Origin of the sequence: Clostridium sp., assembly GCF_022482905.1 — a bacterium.
GTDB lineage: Bacteria > Bacillota > Clostridia > Clostridiales > Clostridiaceae > Clostridium_B.
Window position 1 is genome coordinate 772,833 of the sequence record NZ_JAKVOI010000001.1, and the last position, 17,580, is coordinate 790,412.

The window sequence follows — 17,580 nt, forward strand, 5'->3', positions numbered from 1 at the left end:
ATGAAGATACACGAAAAAAATAAGGATAGATTAGAACAATTAAAGGTAGATTGTTCAGAATGTAGTGGCTTATGTTGTACAGCATTATTTTTTTCAAAAATAGATGGTTTTCCAGAGGATAAAAAAGCAGGTAAGCCCTGTACAAAACTACAAAATAATTATCGCTGTAAAATTCATCATGAATTGGAAAGACGTAATATGAAGGGCTGCATAGGATATGATTGCTTTGGGGCAGGACAACATGTAACACAATATATTTATAAAGGTGACACATGGAAAACCTTACCCAGGCAATCTGAAGAAATATTTGATATCTTTGTAATTGTTTTTCAATTATATCAAATACGCTACTTTTTAGAAGAATCAAGAATAGTAATTCCAGCAAAAAAATTATGGAGTGATATTGAAAGTTTGATTAATGAAAATGAAGGTCTATGTAATTCCATTCCACAAAGTGTCCTTAATATTGATATTGATAGTTATAGAAATAAAGTTAATATTACCTTGAAGCAAGTTTGTGATTCTATTATAAAGTGTTTTAGAAATAGTGATAATAAGAGGTTAACAGAGTTCTTAGGAAGGAATCTTAAAAAGAAAGATATGAGTGGACTGGACTTAAGCATGAAATTATTAATTGCAGCTAATTTTGACGGTTGTATATTTGACGGAACAGTTTTTTTAGGAGCAGATACAAGAGATACGAATTTTAGCAATGCAGATCTGAGAGAGGCTGTTTTCTTAACACAAGGACAAATTAATTCTGCCAGGGGAAATAGAAATACGAAACTACCCGAACATTTGGATTATCCCATAACATGGAAATAATAAATAAAAGAACGACAAATTTTGGATATATAGAGGTGAATAATGAAAACAGTAGTAATATATAAGTCCAAAACAGGTTTTACAAAAAAGTACGCTAAGTGGATTGCAGAAGAGTTATCAGCTGATATCTTTGATGCATCAAAGGTTAATGTTCATATGCTGGATAAATATGATACTATAATTTATGGTGGAAGTTTATATGCGGTGGGCATTATTGGAATAAAATTAATTAGAAAAAATATTAAGAAGCTTAAAAATAAAAAGTTAGTTGTTTTTGCAACAGGAGCATCACCTTTAAGAGATAATGTTATAAATGAAGTAATTGATAAAAATTTTTCGGTTGATGAGCGCAGATACATCAAATTTTTTTATTTAAGAGGTGGTTTTAATTATAGCAAACTAAATTTTTTTGATAAGTTTCTTATGATGCTGCTGAAATGGAAAATCAAAAATAAAAAACCGCGAGAGTTGTCAGCTGATGAAATAGGTATGCTTTCCATATATGATAAGCCGGTAGATTTTACAGACAAGAAGAATATACATAAAATAATAGCTTATGTTATTTCACAAAATTCTCATTGAAAAAATGTTTTTGTAAGAAAGGTGTCCAATATGAAAGATATGAAAGCGGTAATTTTGAAAGATGTAATGGAAACATTACATCTGTTGATTGAAAAATACAAGTTTAATGCAGATGTACTTTCAAAATTATTAGATGTAAAAAAGGAAGCCATTTTAAGTAAGGATGAAAAAAAGCTATTTGAGAATTCTAAAGATTTTGGTAAAATATCTGATCTGGTCTTTATGCTTGAACTAATTGGAAAAGATGATGCTGATTTTAAAGTTGGAGCATTTTTGCAGGTCTTATTAGAATATCATAATATTTCGGTAGAAACAATTGCATTGATGTCTGGAGTTAGTGAAAAAGAAGTTAGTGGTTTAGTTGAAACCCCTAAGTTGGTGTCTTTAGAGAGCAAATATAAAATATCCAAAACAGTAATGGCATTACGGTTTTTTTTAAAAGAATTAGAACCATAAATTTCAATAAAATTCTAGATAAAAAATAGCATCGAGGGTATAATTCCCAATTTATACAGTGCTTTTGACAAAGACTATATTTAGTAATAGAATATTTTTATGATAATTTTCAAATTGTCATTTTATAATGTACATATGTTGAGATTTGTCAATTTAGACAGGAGGCTATTATGGACAAAACAGAAGTTGAAGAATTAAAAAAGAAAGTGTGTAAGTCAATTGATGACAATTCCGAGAAAATAATAAATTTTTCTAAATCAGTTGAAAGTGAACCGGAGTTAGGCTTCAAGGAAAAAAAGTCATCTGCAAAAGTAAAAAAAATGTTTGATGAAATAGGCTTGAAGTATAGAGATGGACTTGCATTGACCGGAGTAAAGGCCAAGCTAAAGGATGATTCTGATGGTATAAATGTAGCTATTCTTGGAGAACTTGATGCTGTCATATGCAAGGGAAACAAAAATGCCGATCCGGAAACAGGGGCAGCTCATACCTGCGGGCATCATCTGCAGCTTGGAGCGATGGTCGGATCTGCCATAGGATTGAAGTTATCAGGAATCTCTGACAAGCTTGACGGTAATGTTGCATTTATGGCAGTGCCATCTGAGGAGTGCATTGAATTTGACTACAGGCAGAAGCTTATACAAGAAGGTAAAATACATTTTATGGGAGGAAAGCAGGAACTTATATATCAGGGTGAATTTGATGATGTAAATGTAGCAATGATGATGCACTCCGCAAAAGATTGTCCCGATCCTACCGTACTTCTCGGGAAGTCCAGCAATGGATTTGTGGCAAAAATGATACAGTATGTTGGAAAGGCCGCTCATGCTGCTGAAGCACCTGAAAATGGAATAAATGCACTGAATGCCGCAATGCTTGGACTTTCAAATGTAAATGCCCTCAGGGAGACTTTTAGAGATGAAGATTATATAAGATTTCATCCTATAATTACAAAGGGTGGAGATGTAGTAAATAGTGTTCCGGATGATGTCAGAATAGAGAGTTATGTACGTGCAAGGACAATAGATGCAATGCTTGAGACAAACAAAAAAGTAGACATGGCACTGAAAGCTGGTGGAGATGCAGTGGGTGCAAAAACCATCATAAAGACAATACCTGGTTATCTGCCTTTAGAGTGTTTTCAGGAGCTGGCCTACATATACAGGAAAAATTGCGGGGAGATTCTGCCTGAAAGCAGTATATTAGATGGAGGACATTTCTTTGCATCAACGGATATGGGAGATGTTTCACAGCTGATACCGAGCATTCATCCTTATATAGGTGGAGTGAGCGGCAGTCTTCATGCTCCGGATTTCAAAGTTGAAGATTATTATGCAGCTTGTATAGTTCCTGCTAAACTTTTTGCAATGACAGCAGTTGATCTGCTTGTGAATGATGCAGAGAATGGAAAAGATGTAATAAAGAACTTCAAACCGAAATTCTCAAAAGAAGAGTATTTAAAAACTCTGAATGAATTTAGAAACTAATATAAATCAATAAATAATTTTAGGGGGAAGAACCGATGATAAAAAAATATGCTAAAATCTTTTTATTTGCTCTTGTATTAGTTATAATAGCTGAGCTCATAGGTGAGAAAAAAATTAAACTTGGTCCCGGGTATTTAGTATTCCTGCCCATGCTATTTGCACTTGTTATGGGGTTAATTATAAGTATGCCTAGATTAAAACTTATCTCAACTAAAGAGATGAGTTTGTCAAATGAAATTATGGGAATCGCCGTAATATTATTTGTAGCTAAAATAGGAGCTACCATGGGGCCTACCATTGTCAAATTGCTTGAGTCTGGATGGGCACTTTGTTTTCAGGAATTAGGACACTTTTTTGGAACGGTAATTTTGGGACTTCCTATTGCACTACTGCTGGGGCTTGGACGTGAGGCGGTAGGTGCAACTTTTTCAATTGATCGTGAACCCAACATTGCCATTATTTCAGAAAAATATGGAATGGATTCTCCAGAAGGTCGTGGAGTTATGGGAATATACATATGTGGAACATTATTTGGGGCTGCTTATATTGGACTTCTTGCAGGATATATGGGTTCTCTTAAAATATTTGACCCAATTGCCCTGGCCATGGGTTCAGGTGTAGGTTCGGGAAGTATGATGGCAGCAGCCTCTGGTGCAATTGCAGCTGTCTTCCCTGAAAAAGCAAAAGAAATAGCAAGTTTTGCAGCAGCATCAAATCTTATAACTACCATTATTGGAATATACTTTACACTTTTTGTTTCACTGCCTGTTGCAAACAAATTGTATAATTGGCTTGAACCTAAAATTGGTAGAAGAAAGAAAAAGGGGGAGGAAGCCTAAATGAAAAAATTTGCTCAGGAAGCAGTTATTCTCTTTGTAGTTGGAATAATTGCCCTTGTTGGAAATACATTAAATCATAAAGTACCACTTATTACAGGAATTATTGGCATGGGCATACTTGTTGGAATTACACTTGTAGGAATTATTATAAAAAAAATTGTACCTCTTAATCTTCCGATGGTATTTTGGGTTTCTGTAGTTGCCATACTGGTTACATGTCCTCTTAATCCATATGGTGCCTATCTTGATGCCCAGTATCTTGATAAGATAGATATGCTTGCGCTTACTACACCGGTTTTGGCTTTTGCAGGGTTGTCGCTTGGAAAGGATTTGAAGTTATTCAAAGAACTCAGCTGGAAAATAGTAGTTGTAGCAATTGTGGTTTATACTGGAACTTTTTTCCTGGCCACGCTAATTGCGGAATTTGTTTTGAGAATTACCGGAAAGGTATAAAGGAGCTTGAAACTATTGTCATTTTTATAATATCCAATTTTATGATTGGTTTTATTGAGGCAGGGAATATTTTATTGAAAAGAAAAGCACTTATTGATTATATTAAAGTCAATAAGTGCTTTTCCCTAAGCGAATTTGCGGATGCTGTAAATATTACAGGGCAGACGATGAATTTATATTTTAAAAAGAATATTATTAATAAAATAAGTTGTGGGAGGTGTATGAATTTGAAATTCATGAAAAAATATATACATAACTACTGGAAGGGATTTTGTCTTGCACTAGTATGTCTTTCTGTAGAAGCTCTTTGTGACCTCATGCAACCTGCTATAATGTCAAAAATAGTGGACATAGGGGTTGCAAATGAACAGATGGATTATGTAATAAAAAATGGAATAATTATGCTTGTAATTACAGGTATAGGAGCACTTGGAGCTTCAGGACGTAATATATTGTCTGGAAATGTGTCACAGAAATTCAGTATGGAACTGAGATCGGATTTATTTGAGAAGATTCAAAATTTCTCATTTGCCAGTGTTGACAGATTTGACAGTAGTTCTCTTATAACACGACTTACAAATGATGTGGTTCAGGTTCAGAATTTTGTGAATGGACTTATGAGGATATTTGTGAAAGCCCCTCTTATATGTATTGGAAGTATTATTATGGCATCAAGACTTGATATGCATCTTTCTAGAATAATATATATAGTGATACCAACAGTAGGTATTCTTATATTCGCCAGTATGAATATAGGATATCCATACTTTATTAAAGTTCAAAATGCTCTGGACGGAGTCAATTCTGTTATAGGGGAGTATCTTTCTGCAGTAAGAGTAGTAAAGGCATTTGACAGATTTGACTATGAAGTTGATAGATTTGAGGATGCAAATGTAAATCTTGGACAATCGTCAGCCAGAGCTGTGCGTATTATGGCTGTATTTTCTCCAGGTATAAATTTGACTATAAATATAGGGATAGTATTGATCTTGTGGATTGGGGGAAGATATGTTGAAAGTGGAAGCATGCATGTAGGACAAATAATTGCATTTATAAATTATATGACACAGATTTTGTTTTCAATTATGATAATATCTTCTGTTTTCAACATGTTTGTGCGATTCAAGGCCTCAATGATCCGTATTGCAGAAGTATTTGAAGAAGAAACTGGATTTGTTTCGGGTAAAAAAAGTACTGATTATAGTGAAATTGGGAGAATAGATTTTGAGAATGTATCATTTTCATATCAAGATGGACGTCAGGTTATACATGATATCAGTTTTACATGTATGCCTGGTGAGACGATTGGCATAATTGGATCTACAGGATCAGGAAAAAACAGTCTTGTAAATTTGATCCCGAGGTTTTATGATGCTATTTCCGGGAATATAAAAATTGATGGAACTGATATTAAAGATATTGATGAAAGGATTTTAAGGGATAAAATAGCACTTGTACCTCAAAAGTCGGTGCTTTTTACAGGGAGTGTACTTGAAAATATAAGGTGGGGCAAAGAAGATGCCTCTGAGGAAGAGGTAAAAAAGATATCAGAAATTGCGGAAGTAGATGAATTTATTTCCAAACTACCGGAGAAGTATAATACTAAACTTGGTCAGGGAGGAGTAAATTTTTCAGGTGGACAAAAACAGCGTGTTTCCATAGCACGTGCGATTATCAAAAAACCTGAAATACTTATATTGGATGATTGTACAAGTGCTTTGGATGCGTCTACCGAGGCAAAGATTATATCCGGGATAAAAAAATACTCAAAGGACATGACTGTAATAATGATTGCACAAAAGATATCATCTATAGTGGCAGCAGACAGAATAATTGTACTTGACAATGGAAAGATAGCAGGTATGGGAAGCCATGATGATCTCATGAAAAGCTGTGAAGTTTACAAGTATATATATCTGTCTCAATTTGGGAAAAAGGAGGCATGATTGTGAATAGAAATGTAAGAGCATCATTTGATCCAAAAAAAGGGGTAAAGGGTAAAGGCAGCATTCAGCCCGTAGAGAAGCCGAAAAATTTTACCAAAACTATGGCAAGATTGTGGGAGTATTTTGGAAGTCAGAAAAAAGTGCTTATTATAATATTTATTTCCATAGTGCTGGATTCCATAGTGAGCTTTCTGGGACCTTATCTTATTGGGAAAGCTATTGACTCAATGTCTGATCTAAAAGGCGGGACAGATTTTAATCTGCTTTTTTTAATAGTTATGCTGCTTTTAGCTTCATATATAATTGATGCTCTGCTTACGTTCTTTCAGGGATGGATTATGGCGGTGACAGCTCAGAAAATAGTCATAAGCCTCAGGAAAAGTCTATTTGGGAAACTTCAAAAACTGCCGATTTCTTTTTTTGACAATAATACTCATGGAGAAATTATGAGCAGGCTTACAAATGATATAGAAAACGTAGATACTACAATATCACAGTCAACTGTTCAGCTTATGTCGGGGATAGTTACGGTTATTGGATCTTTTGTAATGATGCTCATGCTCAGCCCTATTTTAACTCTTGTAAGTCTTATAACAGTACCAATGGTATTCTTGTTGACCAGGATAATAGCAAAAAAGACCAGTGTACTGTTTAAAAATCAGCAGGTGGAACTTGGAATGCTTAACGGGCATATAGAAGAGAGCATATCCGGGCTTCAAGTTGTTAAAGCTTTCAACCATGAAAAGATGTCAATAATGCAGTTCAACAAGATAAATAGAAAGTTATGTAAAATAAGTATAAAGGCCCAGATATGGTCTGGATTTCTTATGCCCATCATGAATGTAATAAATAATGTAGGATTTGCAGCTGTGGCAGGAGTAGGTGGAACTTTAGCAGTAAAAGGAAGTATAACAGTTGGAATTATAGCCAGCTTTTTAAGCTATTCAAGGCAGTTTTCCAGACCTTTGAATGATATTGCAAGTGTATTCAACACTCTTCAATCTGCTGTTGCAGGTGCCGAAAGGGGTTTTGAAATACTGGATGAAAGTGAAGAAGCAAAAGACAAAAACGATGCAAAAATTATGAAAGATTCCGAAGGCCATGTTGCCTTTGAAAATGTAAGTTTTAGCTACAGAAAAGATGTTGAAATATTAAAGAATATTAATTTTGAGGTAAAGCCGGGACAGATTGCTGCCATTGTTGGACATACTGGAGCAGGAAAGACAACTATTATGAATCTTCTTACTAGATTCTATGACGTTGTAAAAGGTAAAATATCTATTGATGGTGTAGATATAAGAGACTATACAAGGGACAGCCTCAGAAGGTGCTTCGGTATTGTACTTCAGGATACGTATCTCTTTTCAGAAAGTATACTTGAAAATATAAAATACGGGAGACTAGATGCCAACTCTTCGGAAGTCAGAGCTGCTGCAAAAGTTGCAGGAGCAGATGAATTCATTGAACTGCTCCCTGAAAAATACAATACCATGCTTCAACCAGGCGGAGTTAACTTGAGTCAGGGGCAGAGGCAGCTAATAACAATTGCAAGGGCTGTGCTTTCAAATCCATCAATATTAATTCTTGATGAAGCTACCAGTAATGTGGATACCAGGACGGAATTAAAGATACGGCAGGCAATGAACAGTCTCATGAAAGGGAGGACCAGCTTTATAATTGCACATAGACTAAGTACTATAAGAAATGCAGATATTATAATGGTAATAGATGCCGGTAAAATAGTTGAACTTGGAAATCACAATGAGCTTATGAAGAAAAAAGGTATATACTACAACATGTATTTTAATCAATTATTTGAATAATGGAGAGAATAGTATAATAAAAGTGGCAGAATATTTGTGCCTGAGAATCGAAAAAGGGAGATGGACTAAAAATGATAAAAATAGATAGTGAAAGATGTATAGGATGTGGACAGTGTGTTAAGGACTGTTTTCCCATGTGTATAGAGATGAATGGAGATAAGGCAGAACTCAATAACAACTATTGTATAAAGTGCGGACATTGTATTGCAGTCTGTCCCAAAGGGGCTGTATCCATGGATGAATATGACATGGGAGATGTAAAAGAATACGATGTAAAAAATTTCTCAATAGATGCAGATAACATGCTGAATTTCATAAAATTCAGAAGGAGCATAAGGCAGTTCAAAGACAGAAAAGTAGAACAGGAGAAGATTGACAAGATAATAGAAGCCGGGAGATTTACTGAAACAGGCAGTAATGCACAGGATGTATCCTATATAGTTGTAAGAGATAATTTAAAACAATTGAAAGATCTTACATTTAAAAATATGGAAAGGATGGCTCATAGTGTCCTTGAAAGTAAAACCCCTGAGGCCAGGTTATATAGGAGGTATGCAGAAATATGGATAAAAATGTGTGAAGCCTACAGACAAAATCCTAAAAATGACAGGATATTTTTTAATGCACCGGTAGTGATTGCTGTTACAGCTTCATCACAGGTAAATGCGGCACTGGCATCCTCAAATATGGAACTTGTTGCTAATGCATTGGGACTTGGAGTCCTTTTTAGCGGCTTTTTTGTAAAAGCAGCAAGTGAGAGCAAAGATATTGTTGATTTTCTTAAGATTAAAAGAAGAAAAGAACTTGTAACCTGCATGATAATAGGATATCCTGATGTAAGATATTTTAGAACGGTTCCACGAAAACAGGCGGATGTGACCTGGAAATAGGGAGGATTATATGGACAGTATATTTTTGATAATAAAATCTATAATATTGGGAATAGTAGAGGGAATAACGGAGTTCCTGCCGGTGTCTTCAACAGGACATATGGTGGTTTTTGAAAATTTAATGAGATTTAGAGGAGACAACCCTACTTATGTTGGGATGTACACATATGTTATACAGCTTGGAGCCATACTGGCAGTGGTGATACTGTATTGGAAGAAAATAAAAGAAACTCTTGTAAATTTTCTTCCTCATAAAGTTGGTTATGAAAAATCTGGATTTAAATTTTGGTTCATGATATTTATTGCCTGCATTCCCGGAACTATCTGTCAGCTGTTATTGGGTGATTTGGCAGACAAATATCTGTTTACACCGGCATCTGTGGCAATGACTTTGTTTCTAGGCGGTATATGGATGATATATGCTGAGAATAAATTCAGGAATAAAAGTGCCGGAGACAGCGGATTGGATGTTACAGCAAAGCAGGCCCTGATAATCGGCACCTTTCAATGCCTGGCCATAATTCCAGGAATGTCCCGTTCGGCTTCAACAATTATAGGTGGATGGCTATCAGGACTTTCTACGATTGCTGCTGCGGAATTCTCCTTTTTCCTGGCAATTCCGGTTATGGTGGGGATGAGCGCCCTGGAGATATTGAAGATTGGCGGTATGGCAAACCTTACATCTGTGGAAATAATATCTCTTGCTGTAGGATTTCTGGTATCATTTTTAGTGGCTTTGATAGTAGTCAACGGATTTATCCTGTATTTGAAAAAGAAACCTATGAGAATATTTGCGGTATATAGAATGATATTTGCGGTGGTGGTATTAGCTGCAGGATTTACAGGGATATTTCATTAGCAGGGTAAGCTTGTTTTAAAAAGTTATTCAAAATTAAAGAAGTATTATATTGACTGTTTTTTTGACAGGTTCAATGTAATACTTCTTTTGAGCAGAATAAAGCTGATTGCCTTAAAATTTATTTTCTTCTATACTTCTGTAATTGCATGGCAGGTAAGTCCGGAAAATCCGAGTATATTTACATGCAGTTATTTACCTAAAATCTGAATTTCTCCACGACTTCCGTCAACTAAAACTTTATCACCGGTTTTAAGTTTTGAAGTGGCATTACCACATCCAACAACTGCTGGAATACCGAGTTCTCTGGCTACAATTGCCGCATGTGATAATGGTGCACCTATATCCGTAACAATAGCTCCGGCTTTCGGAAATATGGGAGTCCAGCCTATGTTGGTGGTTGATGCTACCAATATTTCACCGGGCTGAAGAAGATCTCCATCTTCCGGGTTCTTGAGAATTCGAGCCAATCCTTCAACTCTGCCGGCGGCTCCAGGGAAACCCTTCAATGTTTCGGAATTTGAATTCACTGTATCAGCAGGTGAGGTAAAATCGTAAAAATCCACCCTTCTATCTGGATCTTTGGTCCATTTATAAGGATCTATGCGCCCTCTGATAATAGAAGGAAGAGGAGGCAGAGCTCTGTAACTGTCGTAATTTTTTCGCCTTGCAGGTATGTGTTCCAAAGCCGATCTGTCTCCTGTCAATAAATTCAGGATTTCATTAATGTACAGAAAAAACACATTGCCGCCAATGCCTGTTAATTGGCTGGCTTTGAGTGCAAAAGTCCTGTTTACTCTGAATACTCTGGTCCATTCTGAGCGCAGTGCCTCTCTGATAGAACTTCCCTCACGGGCGTCTTCAATCTGTTTTTTTATCTGATCGTATTTAGAGGGGAAACGTTCCTTTAGATTTTTCATTTCACGAATATATTGGCTTTCCCGGTTTTTTAAAAGACTTTCTGCATCTATCCCAGCTTTTTTATTTTCGTCTATCTGTTTTTTCAACCACATTTTATCCTCTGATGGATCCGGTATGGATAATTCAAATTCATGAGGACTTCTGTGGCCATATCTTAACAGGAATTCTTCTTTGGTCATTTTTCCTTTGGCTATTTTTGAGATTCCAACAACAGGACCAAGGCTTTCAAGGCTGGAATTGCCGCCTAAACTGGAAAGCAAAATACCTGCAGCTTCTTTTCCCAAAAGCTCTGGAAGTTTTTCATTGAGTTTAAACAGGGCCATTATTTTTTTCCTGGGTGCATAGCGGCCTGCCAATAATATTTTACAGTTATAGGGCCAGAGTTCTTCTTCCCATAATTCAAGTAATTCATTCCCGTCATTTACCTGTTCTATACGTTTTTTAATATTTCTGCACCATGCAGGTGTATCTTTTATATAGAGAGGTATTGATCTTGAAATTTTTCTTGAGCATTTTAACATATGTCCTGTTCTTGGAAGCATAGCCTTTAATAATTGCAAACCTGAAAAGGGATATATGGGAATATCCATGTTCTTTGTGGTTTTTCCAAATATATAGTTCATTTTTTTGAGCACCGGTTTATAATCCCGGCCAAATGCCTTATACATGGACAACGCCACATTGACATTGGAATACATTCTTCCGCATATATTACCTGAAAACAGATAATAATTGGGAATGATTGATTGTTCCTCATCAAGGGCTCTTATTACAGACCAGCTTAAGGGAGTGAAAACATCAGACATGGCTTCGCCTACATTGGTATTTGTCCATAGATAGTCCCCGTCCAGAGAAGCATTCATCTCATAGGTGTCCAGATTATATGCTTTTAGGGTGGTAATTGGCCTTGCCTGCAGTATATATAGTTTGTCTTTGGAAACTGCCCATTCAATATCCTGCTGGCATCCAAGGTCTTTTACCAATCTGGAGGCATATCTGAATAATTTTGAAGAATATTTTTTAAAATCCTTCCGGCCTTCGTACTTTCCACCCGGTCTAAATAATTTAAAGGGATATGCATTGGATTCTCCGGATACAAGCTGCTCTCCCAATCCATATACATAATTGCCGGACATGTTTTGGTGGCTCCCGGTAATTGGATCTGCAGTAAACAATACGCCGGATATCTCAGATGGAACCATCAACATTATAACTACTGCAATCTGATGGGACTGGTCCATATCCTGTACAGTGGTATAAGCTTTCACTCTCTCCGACTCTTTTGATTCAAATACTGTATAAATAGCTTTTTTTATCTCATCATCTGTATTCACATTGAGAACTGTTTCAAATTCTCCTGCAAAGGAAGCTGCTGCAGAGTCTTCGCTTAATGCAGAGGACCTGACTGCAAACAGGCAGCCTGCATTTTTATTCCTGATTTTTTTCAGCAGACTCTGTATTTCACTCCAGGCCTCATCCCTGAGTTTATTCTCATGGAAGGCAGAGGGTAAAACCACAAATCCCTCCGGTACCGGATATCCATCCTGATACATTCTTGAAAGCATTGCACCTTTACCGCCTGCAAGAGACCTTTCATCGGAAGTCAGGTTCTTGAAACTTTTTATCATATTACTCATAATTATATAAGTTCCTTTCTTAATTATTATTTATAAAAAGTGTTTCTGAACAAATCCAGATAACTGTCAATTTCCGCCAAAAAATCATTATAATTCAATTCATTCAAGGAGGAAACTTTTAATTTTCCCCGTTCTCTTGAAGAAATACCTTCCAGAGTCCACATAATTACATGAACAGCCCGGTCCTTATCCACATTAGCTTTAAATCTGGAAACATCCACATCCTGCAGCACTTTACTGCTTCCACTGGCAATATAATTCCTGTTTCTTGTATCCAGCTCATCTTTTACTTCCTCTGATTCCTCGAAGTATGCGGACTTTACAAAGTCAAGCATATCCGGATATCTGCCTATCAGGGTAAATTCCATGACAATCACCTGTCTCAGCCTTTTTAGGATGTCTCTTTCACTCAAATCTATTTTTCCATAAAACTCATTCATCAAAGTTTTTACTGAATAATCGTATAGATATAAAAATAGATCTTTTTTACTGTGGAAGTAGTGAAAAAGCATTCCCTTGCCTATACTGGCTTCTTTTACTATATTGTTGGTGGATGCGTTCTTGTAACCCCTTAAGTTGAATTCCTTCATTGCTGCATTGAGTATTCTATTTTGCTTATGGGGTTCCAGTGCATGAAACTTTTCAAACATATGGCGACCTCCTGACTCAATTTATCGACCTAACTGGTCTGTAATACATTATAACATCATCGACCAGAATAGTCTATAACTTTTTATAAAAAGGCAGGCTTAATAATTTTTATATCTATTTGTTGCAATTGCTGCTATTTAAGGTATTATTTTTAATTATAGTCACATAATATTTCTGAGGTGAATTTATATTGTTTTGTCCTAAAAGAGTTATATTTCAAAATGCAGCCCTGGAGTATGAAACAGGGAAAAAGATAATGGAATATTTTAAAAATAAAAATGTGGAATTGGTATTTTCTAAAAGTGGAAGAATAACGCAGATACCAGGGAATACAGCTCCTGAAATGTACTTTCAAGGTAAGAATACGTTGGTAGTGGGAATTAGAAAGCCCTATAAGTTTCAATCCTGTAAGCCGTCTGCACATTATCAATTGCCATTGACAAGCGGCTGCATGGGAATGTGTGAATATTGTTATCTTAATACTCAAATGAGCAAAAGGCCGTATACAAAGGTTTATGTAAATATAGATGAAATATTGAGCAGGGCAGATAAATATATTGAAGAGAGACTGCCGGATATAACAGTATTTGAAGGTGCAGCAACTTCTGATCCTGTTCCTGTTGAGTCTTATACAGGTAATTTGGAGAAATGTATATTGCATTTTGGAAAAAGTAAAAGTGGGTATTTTAAATTTGTGACTAAATTTACTGATGTAGATAATCTTCTCAATTTAAATCACAATGGAAAAACTGCCATAAGATTCAGCATAAATACAGATAAAATAATAAGTAAATTTGAACACGGAACTCCCGAACTTAAAGATAGAATGAATGCAGCCGCAAAAGTTTTAAATGCAGGATATAGTGTCGGCTTTATAATTGCACCGGTATTTTTGTACTCTAATTGGAAAACTGAATATGGAAATGTTATAGATAAGATAGGAAATAATTTTTGCAATTCACCAATTTCTTTTGAAATAATATCCCATAGGTTTACCAGAAGGGCAAAAGAAAATATTTTAACAGTGTATCCTAAAACAATGCTGCCTATGGAAGAAGAAATCAGGAAATTTAAATATGGTCAGTTTGGATATGGCAAATATGTATATATAGATGATGAATTGAATTATATGAGAGAGTTTTTCAGAGAAAATATCAGAAAATACTTTGATAAGTCAAGTATAAAATATATAATATGAGTGCCTAACGAAAAGAAAAGGGTATGCCCATATTTGTATTGGGGTAGAATTAATGATATTATTTTATATACTTGTCCACCAATTCATAGCATCTTTCCTTTGTCGATTGAGCTAATGAATTGGTATATGATACGGATTCCAGTGTTCCACCCTGTATTTTTGAGGATTCTTCTTTTGCCTTAATCTCTCTTTTGTCCAGCCATTGAATTTCTTCATTTTGTAAATCTTCCATTTCACTAGCTGATAATTGTTCCTTTAATATGTCATAATAGATTTCATTCAAAGCAGCGCTCCACTGTTTATATCTTTCATTTGCATGTTCTATCATATCTTCTGCTGTTTTCTCGGTATTGTTAAAATCTTTAAATCCTAATTCAATATTGTCCAATTTAGTTATATATTCTTGTTTCTTATTTTCTTTATTCAAGTTATCATTTGGCTGATCAGAGTTGGAATTGTTTTTCTCTTCAGTATTGAGATTCGTGTTGTCTTCAGTTTTTGAAGTATCGTCTGTTATTATAGTTGGTGACTCAGCATGGTTGTTTTTTGCAGTATTTTCTGACGGCGTAGAGTTTTCACTGTCAGAGGGACTTTTTTCTAAACTGGTAGTTTTGTTTTCTAAAGTACTTTTTGGCGATTCGGTATTTTCACTTTTTGTAATATTTTTTGCTGACTCAGTGTTTTCACTTTTGATAGTGCTATTTTGGCATCCAGTTAGTCCTAAAACTAGAATTAAAACTATAATTCCTATAATTTTTTTCATTTTATAATCATTCCTTCTTCAGAAATAGATATATTAAATTTATCCAAATTTTTACGCTGATGCCACAGCCTTTTTTGTGGATTACTATTATGACAAGACTATTATAAATTACCCAGATCGATATTGCAGTTTTGAAAATAGGTTTCAAGTTTCTTTTTTGAAGACTTTAATACTTTGATAGTAGTTTCCAATTTTTTTTCTGAAAACCGAAAAGTCGGAATACATACACTTAGGGCAGCAATTGTTTGTTTCTTGCTGCATAATGATATTCCTATACAATTCACAAGTGGTGTTGATTCTTCATGCTCGATTGAATATCCCCGAGCGCGGGTCTTTTCTAATTCTTCAAATAATCTATCCCAGTCGGTGATGGTGTTTGGAGTAAAAGCCTTTAATCCTTCTGGATATAAATTATACACTTCCTCTTTTGATTTTTCTGCCAGTATAGCACGTCCTATGGCGGTACAATACAGTGGAAGTTGTTTGCCGACATAAGATACAAGACGAATTGGTTCTGCTGAATCTTCTTTTGCAATATAAAGTAGATTATTCCGGATTTGGATACCCAGTTGGCATGTTTCATTGATAACAGAAACAATATTTTTCATTTCTGTTTTTATTAATTGTAAAGCACCTGTATGGTTGTCATATGAAGAACCAACTGAAAAAGTTGCGATACCTATAAAATATTTTGAGGTTTCTTTTTGCATATAAATAAACTTTCTTGAAGTCATAGTATGAACCAACGGCATGATACTGCTTTTAGGTGCATCTAAAGCTTTTGATATTTCTGTTAATGTCATCCCATTACTATTGTTTGATAAAAGTTCAAGTATATCCAGTACACGCTTTGTTGGTCTGTGTTCATTAGATGTCATAATTTACCCACCCAGCTATTTTCTATATTATTATTTATTATATCAAAATCAAAAAAATATTTCTACTATAAAATATTAAAATAAATATTGACATAAGCGTAGAAAAGTGATAAATTTTAAACATGAAGTTCGTATTTACATATTAAGTACGTAAATACGAACAAAATATTTAAATTTAATGTAAAGGTTATATTATAAAAAATTTAATTATGGATGGAGGAAAATTATGGTTTATCATGTACCACCGATTAATTTAATTGGAAAAGATTGTTTAAATGATGCTGGAGAGCAAATTAAGAATATGGGATGCAAAAAGGCATTTATTTCAACTGACAAATTTCTTACACAAAATGGAACTGTGAAAAAGGTAACAAACATTCTTGATGAAATCGGCATTGCTTATATTGTTTATAATGAGGCAAAGCCGAATCCTACAGTAAAAAATGTTGAAGACGGGCTGAAAATTCTAAAAAAAGAGAAATGTGACCTGGTAATAAGTATTGGAGGCGGCTCCCCTCAGGATTGTGGAAAGGCAATTGCTATATTGGCAACAAATGGTGGAAATATAAAGAATTATGAAGGCGTAAACAAGACTACGAAAAAGTCCCTGCCAATTGTGGCAATTACCACTACTGCAGGTACTTCCGCCGAGGTGACGATTAATTATGTAATTACAGATGAAGAACGCCATGTCAAGATGATAATGGTGGATACCAATTCTCTTGCATACATGACTATAAATGATCCGGAGCTGATGGTAAGCATGCCGGCATCATTGACGGCTGCAACTGGCATGGATGCGCTGACACATGCTATTGAGGCTGTTGTTGCAAATGGAGCAAATGATGTAACGGATGCGACAGCACTATATTCAATCAAGGAAATATTTAAATTTTTACCTAGAGCAGTAAAAAATGGACAAGATATTGAAGCTAGAGAGCAGATGTGCTATGCCTGTTATTTGAATGGTATTGCATTTAGCAATGCAGGATTAGGTAATGTTCATGCAATGGCTCATCAGCTTGGAGGATTATATGATTTACCTCATGGTGTTTGCAATGCAATATTGCTTCCAGTAGTAGAAGAAGAAAATGCAAAGGGTGCACCGGAGAAATTCAGATTAATAGCGGAGACAATTGGATATGATGTAAATGACAGCACAAATGAGGAATGCGTGGATTATGTAATAGGCAGTATAAAAAAATTATCTGAAGAAGTTGGAATCCCGAAGTCATTGAGAGAAGTTGGGGTTTCAGATCCTGATTTTGATACACTAGCTGAAAATGCCATGAAGGACGCATGTGCTGCCGCAAATCCAGTATTTTTCAGTAAGGAAAAATTAATAGAGTTATTCAGGAAAATTGCATGATTAAAA

The 17,580-nt window shown here is 35.2% G+C and carries 16 protein-coding genes; 12 read left to right on the forward strand and 4 right to left on the reverse strand.

The genetic code is table 11. The annotated features are described in order from the left end of the window. From LKE46_RS04090 to LKE46_RS04135, 10 genes are all read left to right on the forward strand, one after another. Positions 1–825 (forward strand): pentapeptide repeat-containing protein, encoded by an 825-nt coding sequence (locus LKE46_RS04090; RefSeq protein ID WP_291718680.1) that lies wholly within the window; start codon positions 1–3, stop codon positions 823–825. Between the two features lie 42 nt (positions 826–867). Next, positions 868–1,407, forward strand: a complete 540-nt coding sequence (locus LKE46_RS04095; RefSeq protein ID WP_291718683.1) for a flavodoxin domain-containing protein — start codon at positions 868–870, stop codon at positions 1,405–1,407. Between the two features lie 30 nt (positions 1,408–1,437). Further along, positions 1,438–1,863 (forward strand): HTH domain-containing protein, encoded by a 426-nt coding sequence (locus tag LKE46_RS04100; RefSeq protein ID WP_291718685.1) that lies wholly within the window; start codon positions 1,438–1,440, stop codon positions 1,861–1,863. A 170-nt stretch (positions 1,864–2,033) separates the two neighbouring features. Beyond that, positions 2,034–3,350: a peptidase dimerization domain-containing protein gene (locus LKE46_RS04105; protein ID WP_291718687.1), complete on the forward strand. Its 1,317-nt coding sequence runs from the start codon at positions 2,034–2,036 to the stop codon at positions 3,348–3,350. 35 nt (positions 3,351–3,385) lie between these two features. Next, positions 3,386–4,189 (forward strand): DUF3100 domain-containing protein, encoded by an 804-nt coding sequence (locus LKE46_RS04110; RefSeq protein WP_291718689.1) that lies wholly within the window; start codon positions 3,386–3,388, stop codon positions 4,187–4,189. Beyond that, positions 4,190–4,642 carry a hypothetical protein gene (locus LKE46_RS04115; protein WP_291718691.1) on the forward strand — a complete coding sequence of 151 codons (453 nt, stop codon included), beginning with the start codon at positions 4,190–4,192 and terminating at the stop codon, positions 4,640–4,642. It abuts the gene before it with no gap. 221 nt (positions 4,643–4,863) lie between these two features. After that, positions 4,864–6,588, forward strand: a complete 1,725-nt coding sequence (locus tag LKE46_RS04120) for an ABC transporter ATP-binding protein (protein WP_291725560.1) — start codon at positions 4,864–4,866, stop codon at positions 6,586–6,588. Continuing rightward, positions 6,585–8,411: an ABC transporter ATP-binding protein gene (locus LKE46_RS04125; protein WP_291718693.1), complete on the forward strand. Its 1,827-nt coding sequence runs from the start codon at positions 6,585–6,587 to the stop codon at positions 8,409–8,411. Before LKE46_RS04120 ends, LKE46_RS04125 begins: the two co-directional genes overlap by 4 nt. A 71-nt stretch (positions 8,412–8,482) precedes the next feature. Then, positions 8,483–9,301 (forward strand): nitroreductase family protein, encoded by an 819-nt coding sequence (locus tag LKE46_RS04130; protein ID WP_291718695.1) that lies wholly within the window; start codon positions 8,483–8,485, stop codon positions 9,299–9,301. 10 nt (positions 9,302–9,311) lie between these two features. Further along, the gene (locus tag LKE46_RS04135) at positions 9,312–10,160 is read left to right on the forward strand and encodes an undecaprenyl-diphosphate phosphatase (RefSeq protein WP_291718697.1); all 849 of its coding nucleotides are present in this window, start codon (positions 9,312–9,314) and stop codon (positions 10,158–10,160) included. 188 nt (positions 10,161–10,348) lie between these two features. On the opposite strand, the gene LKE46_RS04140 is transcribed toward LKE46_RS04135, so the two are convergent. Further along, positions 10,349–12,715, reverse strand: coding sequence for a PEP/pyruvate-binding domain-containing protein (locus tag LKE46_RS04140; RefSeq protein WP_291718699.1), 2,367 nt, complete (start codon positions 12,713–12,715; stop codon positions 10,349–10,351). Positions 12,716–12,741: 26 nt separating this feature from the next. Then, complete coding sequence (locus LKE46_RS04145) at positions 12,742–13,365, reverse strand: TetR/AcrR family transcriptional regulator (RefSeq protein ID WP_291718701.1); 624 nt, start codon at positions 13,363–13,365, stop codon at positions 12,742–12,744. A 191-nt stretch (positions 13,366–13,556) separates the two neighbouring features. Here LKE46_RS04145 and splB point away from each other — a divergent pair, with 191 nt between their 5' ends. Then, on the forward strand, positions 13,557–14,564 hold the full coding sequence (splB, locus tag LKE46_RS04150; protein WP_291718703.1) for a spore photoproduct lyase: 1,008 nt from the start codon (positions 13,557–13,559) through the stop codon (positions 14,562–14,564). 58 nt (positions 14,565–14,622) lie between these two features. Here the strand turns inward: splB and LKE46_RS04155 are convergent, their stop codons facing one another. Then, a complete protein-coding gene (locus LKE46_RS04155) occupies positions 14,623–15,327 on the reverse strand; it encodes a lysozyme inhibitor LprI family protein (protein ID WP_291718706.1) in 705 nt (234 codons plus the stop codon). A gap of 101 nt (positions 15,328–15,428) precedes the next feature. Then, positions 15,429–16,205: an IclR family transcriptional regulator gene (locus tag LKE46_RS04160; protein ID WP_291718708.1), complete on the reverse strand. Its 777-nt coding sequence runs from the start codon at positions 16,203–16,205 to the stop codon at positions 15,429–15,431. Positions 16,206–16,431: 226 nt separating this feature from the next. Between LKE46_RS04160 and LKE46_RS04165 the strand changes: the two genes are divergently transcribed. After that, positions 16,432–17,574, forward strand: a complete 1,143-nt coding sequence (locus LKE46_RS04165; protein ID WP_291718710.1) for an iron-containing alcohol dehydrogenase — start codon at positions 16,432–16,434, stop codon at positions 17,572–17,574. Positions 17,575–17,580 lie beyond the last annotated feature (6 nt).